Consider the following 8,695-nt stretch of genomic DNA (forward strand, 5'->3'; position numbering starts at 1 on the left):
CTCGGCCCCCTGCACCCACCCCGTTCGGTGCGGGTGGTCTGGGACGAGCAGGGGGTTCGGGTGGCTGACGTTTCGCCCGTGCAGGCGCTGGCTCGAGCGACGGCGGTCGGTGGGCGGGTGGCCGACCTGGTACGACGGGAGCCCCGAGGAGACGACCAGACGTGCCGCTGGGAACTCGTCGTGACTCTCAGCGGCAGCCCCGAGGACCGGGCGGCCGCCGGGTGGATCATCGCCGACGAGATCATGCGGGAACGCACCGGCGGGCGTCCACAAACCTACGGAAAATGGCGCGAGGCCACCTTGAGCGGGGCGAAACTGACCGGGAGGGATCACGTCCTGGTGAAGGCCTTCGCGGAGCCCGTCTTCGCAGCGGCAGCCGCGAAGAAGAAAGGCAACCACGGGCTCGCCGGGTACGTGGGCGAGTGGCTCTGGTACCTCCTGACCCGCGACCTGCCCGAGGATCCAGCGCGCGCCGTCGAGCTCATCGGACCGCCGAAGGCCGCCGTCAACGACGGAGGCGGCGACGGACTCGTCGTCTACCGGGAAAACGGAACAGCCCGGGGCTTCTCCTTCCGCCTGTGGGAGATGAAGAAGTACACCGGGAAGGAGAACCTGCCGGATGGGGCGATCCGCAAGGGCTGGACGCAACTCAGCACCAAAGGGGCGACCTACCTGGGAATGCTCTCCTGGGGCGACAAACTGCTCGCCGACGATACCCGGGAGTTCGTGGGCAGTCTGACCGAGCAATGGGTCGATGAGGAGGAGTCGGCCGGTGGCGGCGTCAGCGTCGCGCTGAACGCCACGGCGATCCCGAAGAAGGCCTTCCACCTCGCTCACGAGCACTTCACCACCCACAAGCACCCCGGCGCGCTGCAGGGCCTGGTGGTGGCGATCGACGATCTCGAGGGCTTCGCCCATGAGGTGAGGAAGTACGTGTGGACCGCACTCTAGATCCAGCTATCCTCGCGACCGCCCTCGGCGAGCACCGCCCCGGCGGTGTCCTGCCCTCGGCGCAGGAACTGCTGGCGGCCATCACCGAGTTGGAGATCGCCGCCTTCGGCAGGGACCAGCAAATCCCGGACGACGTGCTGGCGACGGCGTGGCTCCTGCACGGACTGGCCGCGGTCGAGCCCGAGACGCCAGGGTTCGACCCGATGCGGATCCGGCAGGCCCTCGCGGTCAGCGCGCACGTGATGGACCTGGCGCTGGCCGACGAGCGACACTCCCCGACCGAGCGGCTGAGGATCGCCTTCGCCGCCCAGGCCGGGTACCGCAGATGCGAGCAAGAGCCCAACGCCACCGCCGTCTACCGCCAGGTCAAGAACCTGGTGAACTTCACCTCCTCGCTTCCGGCGCACCTCGACACCCTGGCCCTGGAGGCCGGCGTCGTGTTCCTGGCATTCGACCGGCCAGACCTGAACCGGGCCCTGTCCGCCTGGCGCCGCCAGTTCGCGGAGTTGCGCACGCTGATGGACGACGAACCGCTGGCGGGCACCATGTACGGCCCTGCCGAAGCCGTCGTCGAAGCGGTCCACCTCCTCCGCCTGTTCCTCTCGTTCGGCGATCTGGACCGTCTACACGACGCACAGAACCTGCTGGGCACCGTGCTGGACGGGCGCGCCGGCCGCAGTGACCCGACCGCCCGATGGGTCGCAGCCCACCTACTCGGCCTGAGCGACGAGATGGCCGCCAGCAGCCTGTACACGCTGCTCCCGGAAGGGACGCCGGACGCGGTTGCCCGGACCTTTACGGTGTCCCACCCGCCGGTGATGACCCTCTGGCGCCCGCAGCGCCAGCTGCTGAGCCTGGAGCGGGGCAACCCGGTCGCCCCCGACACCGGCCGGAGCCTGATCAGCGTGCCCACCAGCGCGGGCAAGACGCTGATGGCCCAGCTGGTCATCTGCTCCCATCTGGCGCAGCGGCCCGGCCGCGTGGTCTACGTGTCGCCGATGCGCAGCCTCGGCCGGGAGATGCGGGCCGCGCTGCGCGGCCGGCTGCGGCTGATGGAACGCAAGCTGGTCGCCGAGCAGCCGGACTTCCCGCTCACCGACGGCAGCGGGTCCCTCGTCGGGGACGTGGACGTCGTGACCCCGGAACGGCTCATGCACATGATCCGCAACAACCCCGGCGGAGCGCTGGACGACGTCAGCCTCATCGTCGTCGACGAGGCCCACCACCTCACGCAAGGACGGCGCGGCTTCGTGCTGGAGAGCCTACTCGCCCTCCTGCGAACGCGCCCCGACATCCGGCTGGTGCTGCTGTCCGCCGCTGTCGGCAACCGGGCCGCCCTGGCTTCGTGGCTGGACCCGACGCGGCCGGCGGAGGAGGTGTACTTCACCGACGACTGGCGCGGCCCCCGGCGGCTGCACGGCCTCATGTACCCGCAGCTGCTCAAGGACCAGGCCGAGCGCACCCCGCGCAAGCCGAGCAAGAAGCATTCCTCCACCACCCGGGCCACTGTGCCGGTTGCTTCCCAGCTCGACGTCCGCCCGACCGCCACCAGCGGAACCTTCGGCCTTACCATCCCCGGCGTTGGCACCAGGGCGTACGCCTCCCCCAACGCCTGGCAGTGGAACAAGGACACCAAGCTGACCGGTGGCATCCCGGACTACGGGGTGTTTGCCGCCGGCGCCGCTGCCCTGACCCGTGCGGGCAGCGTCCTGATGGTCGTCGCCAGCAAAGTCATCGCCAGGAACGCCGCGCACGCCATGGCCAAGCAGTTGGATGTCCGCCCCGAGGCGGCGGCGCTCACCGAGTTCCTGGCCGAGACCCTCGGCGAGCAGCACCCCCTGGTCGACTGCACCCGCCACGGCGTTGCCTTCCACCACGGTGACCTTCCCGATGACGTTCTCCACGCCGTCGAACAGGGGCTTCGCGACGGGGACCTGCTGGCCATCGCCAGCACCACCACCCTCACCGACGGCGTCAACCTTCCGGTACGCACTGTCATCGTCAGTCACACGGTCAAGGGAGATCCGACCCGCGAGAATCAGCGCAGCCTCAGTCCTGCGGAGCTGCTGAACGCCATCGGCCGGGCAGGCCGGGCGGGGCGTGAGAGCGAGGGGTGGGTCATCCTCACCCGCCCCTACCCGCCCCGGCCAGCGGAGTTCGAGACACTCACCCCCGACAGCGAGCAGCTCACCGTCACCTCCGAACTGCTCAGCGAGGAAGCGCTGCGGGCCCTGGCCCTTGCTGAATGGGACCTGCAGCACTCCCTCGACAACCTGTTCGGCGTGTTGGGGACTATCGCGGCCGACTTCGCCGCGTTCGTGTGGCTCGTCCTGCAGACCCACGCCGAGACCCTCCAGGCACCCAGCGACCGGCTGGGCCCGGTGCGATCGCTGCTCGCGATGGAACAGGCCGACGACGAGTCGGTCCCGGCCCGCTGGATGGCGCTCGCGGAGAAGGTCGCCACTGTCTACGACACCACCGACCCCGGCTCCGCACGTCGTTGGGCCAGCACCGGCACCAGCATCGGATCCGCGCGCCTTCTCGACAGCATCGCCCAGCACCTCGCGGAGCAACTGGTCGCCCAAGCGGTCCCCGCAGACACCCTGGACGAGATCAGCGTCTTCTTCGGGCCGCCCGAATGGCCGCTGGAGCAAACCCTGAGCTTCCTAGCCGAGCACAACGTCTTCGAGAGCCTTCTAAGGCTGCCCGAGACCGCCGGGTGCTGGAAGTTCACCGGCACGTTCAACGGGGGCTTCACCCCCGAGGTGCCGATCAGCGGCGCGATCCGGGACTGGATCTCCGGCACCTCCATCCCGGACCTGGCCCGCACCTGGATGCCTGACAGCTCGCCGTCCGATCCCCACCCACTGGAGCTGGCCGTGCACAGCATCAGCAAGGCCTTCGAGCACGCGATCAGCTGGACAGCCGGCGCCTTGGTCAACCTCGTCAATACCCACCCCCTGCTGACCTCCACCACGCCCCGCCTGTTCGCACACACGGCCTGGCACATCCGGCATGGCGTCGATACCGAGCAGGCGATCACCCTGCTCACCTCCGGCATCACCTCCCGCCGTCTGGCCCACCAGATCGGCCGCGCCGCGGCAGATGCTCGCATCAGTTCCGGCGAGCTTCGCACCTGGCTCGCCGATCAGCAGATCGACGGCTGGATCACCGCGTACAAGGCCAACACGTACGAGGTTGAGGACCTCCTCGACTACGTGAGCAACCCGGCCAACCCGCTCAACGAACTGCTGCGAGGCCGTCCGGTGACCATCCCTCTTGCACGGGTAGGCCCGGGCATCGGAGATGGGCCGGTCACCCTGACTCACCCAGGCAAGAAGCCAGCGATCATCAGGGTCAACCGCGACGGAAGCCAGATCGCCGCTATCCCTGCTGCCCGGCATCATGCCGTCCTCACCATGATCGAAAGCGGACTCGACCTCAGTCACCGCCTTGAGGCCGGGCAACTGGTCACCACCTTGGCCATGACCAGCCTGTAGGGCACCGAGGGTTGGCCGGTACCGGGCGGCTACAAGCCTCCCGATGACCTACTGTCCCGGGTCCTAAGCAGGGCGGTAGAAGCTCCACTGGCGGCCGACCGGACCCGGACCCGGCAGGAGCCGGGAGCTCGTTGCTAAGACGACGGAGGCGATCTTCTTCTGCCTCTGCCGGGAGATGGAAAGTTCTGATCGGCCGGTATGTGGCTGCTCTGCGCTTCATTCTGGGCGTATGGCGTCCAGCGACTCTTCCCCGGTACATGTGCAGCCGTCGATCACTGCGGTGACCCGGCACGACGTCTTCGGCTACCTGCGCGGGATATCGAGCCCGTGGTGGGGGAGGCTGGACGAGGTCGCGTTCCTGGAGGGCCTCTACGATCTGGACCGGCCTTCGTCCGACAGCCGGATTCCGACGGTCCGTGCCGATATCCAGCAGCACCGGTTGAACAACTACGACCTGGATGACGACTGGATTTTCGAGGACTCTCGGCTGGAGCTGTGCGAGGGGCCGGACGAGGTGCTGCTCGCGTTCCTGGCGCGAACCGTCCATCCCGAGGTTGCGGCCGGTGTCGAGGAGGCGATGAGGCAGGTCGAGGAGCTGAACCGGCTGCTGGCACCGGACGGATGGGGCCTGCGTTCTTACGACTTCCTCTCGGGCCGCCCCATCTACACGCCGGTCCGGGTTCCGCCCACGGGTCCGTTGATCCCGTTGCCGCTGAACGACGACGACACCGGCAAACTCGACCTGGTCCTCGGACAGGCTTACAGCCTCCTGGACTGCGCCGGCGAGGAGAGCGCACGCGACCTGCTGCGCACAGCTGTCCTGACCCTGCGCCCCGACGGCGGCATCTACCACCCCACCCCGGGTGAACGTTGGACGGAGGCCACCTACGAGGCGGTCCTGACGGTGGAACGCGAACTCCTGCCCGCCTGCACCCCGGCGGCGAAGGACGTGCTCTGGCGAACCTTGCAGTCCGTGCTCACTCCGCTCGGGCGCATCGACGTCCAGGACCTTGTGGTCGAAGGCGATACCCGGCCGCTGCCCACCATCCCACCGGACTGGCGCACCCAGGCCGCTGCACCCGCGACGCCCATCATTCGAGGCTTGCGACTGCCCTTCTCCAGCACCGAGTTCGATGTCACCGCCAGGGACTTCACCGACCTGGAGATCCGTGGTTCGCAGGACGGCAGCGGGTTCCACTATCTGTATGACACCCGCGCACGCCGGATGATCACCGACTTCGTCCTCGACGACCGGCCGCAGGTAGCGACCTTGTGCAGCATCACCATCATCAAGAAGGGCGACACCTTCACGCCGAGGATCAAGCTCTGGAAGAAGGACAAAAGGAAGGCCGGGGAGGTCTCCGCGACGCAGACAGTGCCCGAGACCGGGACCACCCGGGCCGTGAAGGCGCTCGTCGACGTCGGAGACGTCCACGAGAACTTCTGGAAGGTCATCAATTTCCTCCAGGGCTGCACCGGCCTTTGCACACCCGGCGACTCCTTCCAGCTCGTGGCCGGCGACCAGGCCCAGCTGGCTCAGCTGCTGACCGGCCAGGACGGACGACCGTGCTCTTCGCCGGAGCCGGCGGAGCCCTCGCCACCGCCTTCCTGCCGTGGTGGGCCGCGGCGACGTGCTGCGGCGGAGCGCTGCTCCTGGGGTGGATCACCTACCGCGGCGCCGTACACGCCGCCCTCACCTACGCGTCACTGGTCAAATCCGCCTTCGACGTACACCGCGGCCTTCTCATCGACGCCCTCGGCCTGGAACGGCCGGTGAGCTGGAGCACCGACCGCTCCCAGTGGCGACAGCTCAGCAAGGTCTGGTTGCAGGGTGCTCCGGAAGGGGGAGCCGGAGCCCACGAGGTGCGCTATCCGGCCCACCCGTGCCCGCCCTGCCCGCTGTGCCATCCCCCGCAGCCCGGCGCCGCTTCCCCACCATGACCCGCTCTCCCACGGGATCGGGCACCGGCAGGGGTGAGTACGCCGCCTCCTCACCGCTACGGCAACGTACGGTGCGACGACCGGATGCTGCTTGACTGCTGTCGTCGGTGCTCGGATGAGTGCAGCGAGACTGAGGCACGGACTTCGCGTCATGCGGCGACGAGTTCGTCCCAGTGTGGTCAGCGAGGTCGGGAATGGGAGGGGGCAGGGCCCAGGAACCCGTTGTGGGGGCTTGTAGTTCGTCGATGTTGCCCCTGACGGCGTCATCGCGGACGGCGGGACCTGACGGGGGGAGGGGCGTCGCTGCCGTCTGCTTGGTGGGGGACTGGGGTGTAGGTGCTCCAGTTCAGGTGGTTGAGACAGTGGATCTGAGCGGCCCAGTAAATGGGCGTCGCGCATGTCGCCTTGGAGCAGGTGGAGGCTGAGGGCGGCGGTGGTGCTGCCAGCGCCTGCGGCGTAGTGCCACCAGAACTGGGCTCCTTCTTCCCGGTCGGCGAGGCAGAGCAGGCAGGCGAAGGTGAGGGGGCGAGGACCCCAACGACCCCCGGCTGGCTCTCGAAGAGAAGCTGAAGAAGATGGAGATCCGACTCGCCGAGCACGAGACGGAGTTGGACGAGGGCGACCGTTCGGTTCGGGAGATCATGAACTCGATCCGGCGCATCAAGGGGCGCATGGCCAAGGTCCAGCAGGAGTTGGCGAAGCTGTCCGTGAAGGCCAACGTCCTGGATGTGGACGTGGAAGACCTGTGGGAGGCGTGGGAGGACTACTCGGTGGCCCGGAAGCAGGCGGTGTCCCGGGGCCTGACCGAGGAGATCATCATCCACTCCGCGACCAGGCTGTACAACCTTTTCAACCCTGGTCGGATTGAGGTTCGTTGGAAATGACGGAAGAGGCTCCCTCAGCCAGAATCTGCAGTGTCAACAACTCGTCTGCGTGAGTTGCCATGTGCAGCGGAGCGGTCGTCTCGCAAGCGGACACGAAGGCAAGCGGGTTGCTCTGTAGTGGACTGCCAGGTTCCGCCACTGGCGTCAGGTTGATGCGAACGGTGTGGATCGAGCGCTCGTCCGCTGCTCGCTTGCCGTTGCCCTTGACGACCCAGATCGACGCCTCAGCCCCAGCTTCTTTGGACTCCCCGACCTCAACAGCCAGTTCGACTTCCACCGAGTTGTATCGGAAGTTGAGCCCGCTCTTGAGCGGGATCGTCGTCATAGCCTCGTGCAGGTCCGCGTAAAGCGTGCGGATCGCGGCAGGCAGATTGGTGCGGGTCACCGAAGGTCCTCTCGCCGAAGATGCTGCGGAGCACGACGCACCTTCGTCTCCCTGCGGTTCCCCACTATCGGGTGACAGAGCGGGCGATCTTGACCAAGTCGCCCTTCACCCGCCGGAGCATCTGCTCCTGGAGGACCGTGCGCTTCGGCGCCGTGGCCAGCTCCCGCCGCACCCAAGCGCTCATCAGCGCCTCCTCCTCGGTCGCCCTGATCCGCTCCTTGGCGAGTCGGTCGATGAACCTCTGCACGGCCGTGGAGCGGACCTTCCGGCCCTCGATCACCAGGCCGTAGTTCACTGGCCGCCTACCGCCCGGGGCCTCCGGGGCGATCATGACGAGGCCCTTCACGAGAACTCCGGCTGAGCGGGCTCGTACCCGTTGGCGCCGACGACCGGGCGCAGGGCCGAGCCGTCTTCGTGGGACCAGGCGGGCGGGTCGCCCCAGCACGGGGCGATGTCGACGGCCGGGGACTCCTGGGCCGGCTCCATGCATTCGGGGCATCGCGCGCTCATCCCTGGGCCTCCACTCGCAACCAGCGGTCCGGGTTCTCCTCGGTCTCCCGGGCCTTCAGGTCCTCCACCTGGGTCCCGGTGAGGTCCGAGACGAGGTGGACGCCGCCCCGAGTCGGGGCGTACTCCGGCTTGTTGGAGAATGCATGGACGCTGAACAGCTGCTCCATCAGACGCTCCCTCCCTGACCCTCCACGCTCCGCGTACTGGCGCCGGGTCATGTCGAAGACGTCCCTAGTAGGACTCCGTTAGGTCTGTCTCGCTCTTGGTGTCGAACGTGTTCTGGCAGGGAGGGGCTGGTGGCAGGTGGTGCATGTGCCGGTCCAGCAGTTCAGCAGGTCCTGGAGGGCATCGAGGGTCTGGTAGAGGGTGAGTCCGCCGTATCGGCTTTTGGGGCCAGTCGCTGTTCGGTGAGGAATGCATGGGCGGCGGTGACCAGGGTGACGTGGTGGTGCCAGCCCGTCCAGGAGCGTCCTTCGAAGTGGTCCAGGCCGAGGCCGTGTTTGAGTTCGCGGTAGTCGTGCTCG

General features: G+C 67.9%; 8 protein-coding genes and 1 pseudogene. 4 read left to right on the forward strand and 5 right to left on the reverse strand.

Annotation, left to right across the window (positions count from 1 at the left end; all coding sequences use genetic code 11):
- Positions 1-33 precede the first annotated feature (33 nt).
- The 4 genes from ACZ4AA_RS34665 to ACZ4AA_RS34680 all read left to right on the forward strand — a co-directional run bounded on the left by ACZ4AA_RS34665 (position 34) and on the right by ACZ4AA_RS34680 (position 7,276).
- Positions 34-951, forward strand: a complete 918-nt coding sequence (locus ACZ4AA_RS34665; protein WP_467611477.1) for a hypothetical protein — start codon at positions 34-36, stop codon at positions 949-951.
- A complete protein-coding gene (locus ACZ4AA_RS34670) occupies positions 936-4,451 on the forward strand; it encodes a DEAD/DEAH box helicase (protein WP_467611479.1) in 3,516 nt (1,171 codons plus the stop codon). The genes ACZ4AA_RS34665 and ACZ4AA_RS34670 overlap by 16 nt, the downstream gene beginning before the upstream one ends.
- Before the next feature lie 229 nt (positions 4,452-4,680).
- Positions 4,681-6,228 (forward strand): AbiJ-related protein, encoded by a 1,548-nt coding sequence (locus tag ACZ4AA_RS34675; protein ID WP_467611481.1) that lies wholly within the window; start codon positions 4,681-4,683, stop codon positions 6,226-6,228.
- A gap of 739 nt (positions 6,229-6,967) precedes the next feature.
- A complete protein-coding gene (locus ACZ4AA_RS34680) occupies positions 6,968-7,276 on the forward strand; it encodes a hypothetical protein (RefSeq protein ID WP_467611483.1) in 309 nt (102 codons plus the stop codon).
- Here ACZ4AA_RS34680 and ACZ4AA_RS34685 read toward each other — a convergent pair.
- The 5 genes and pseudogenes from ACZ4AA_RS34685 to ACZ4AA_RS34705 form a co-directional block, all read right to left on the reverse strand.
- A complete protein-coding gene (locus ACZ4AA_RS34685; RefSeq protein WP_467611485.1) occupies positions 7,242-7,661 on the reverse strand; it encodes a trypco2 family protein in 420 nt (139 codons plus the stop codon). The genes ACZ4AA_RS34680 and ACZ4AA_RS34685 overlap by 35 nt on opposite strands.
- Before the next feature lie 64 nt (positions 7,662-7,725).
- Positions 7,726-8,007: a hypothetical protein gene (locus ACZ4AA_RS34690; protein WP_467611487.1), complete on the reverse strand. Its 282-nt coding sequence runs from the start codon at positions 8,005-8,007 to the stop codon at positions 7,726-7,728.
- A complete protein-coding gene (locus ACZ4AA_RS34695; protein WP_467611489.1) occupies positions 8,004-8,171 on the reverse strand; it encodes a hypothetical protein in 168 nt (55 codons plus the stop codon). Before ACZ4AA_RS34695 ends, ACZ4AA_RS34690 begins: the two co-directional genes overlap by 4 nt.
- Complete coding sequence (locus ACZ4AA_RS34700) at positions 8,168-8,338, reverse strand: hypothetical protein (protein ID WP_467611491.1); 171 nt, start codon at positions 8,336-8,338, stop codon at positions 8,168-8,170. Before ACZ4AA_RS34700 ends, ACZ4AA_RS34695 begins: the two co-directional genes overlap by 4 nt.
- A 161-nt stretch (positions 8,339-8,499) precedes the next feature.
- Positions 8,500-8,695: pseudogene (locus ACZ4AA_RS34705) on the reverse strand (IS701 family transposase); the annotation flags it as partial.

Source organism: Streptomyces sp. NPDC024698 (assembly GCF_055559015.1).

Excerpts from the sequence above, each read along its gene's own strand:
- ACZ4AA_RS34680 (WP_467611483.1), top strand. The coding sequence starts at position 6,968 with ATGGAGATCCGACTCGCCGAGCACGAGACGGAGTTGGACGAGGGCGAC.
- ACZ4AA_RS34695 (WP_467611489.1), bottom strand. The coding sequence starts at position 8,171 with ATGAGCGCGCGATGCCCCGAATGCATGGAGCCGGCCCAGGAGTCCCCG.
- ACZ4AA_RS34675 (WP_467611481.1), top strand. The coding sequence starts at position 4,681 with ATGGCGTCCAGCGACTCTTCCCCGGTACATGTGCAGCCGTCGATCACT.
- ACZ4AA_RS34700 (WP_467611491.1), bottom strand. The coding sequence starts at position 8,338 with ATGGAGCAGCTGTTCAGCGTCCATGCATTCTCCAACAAGCCGGAGTAC.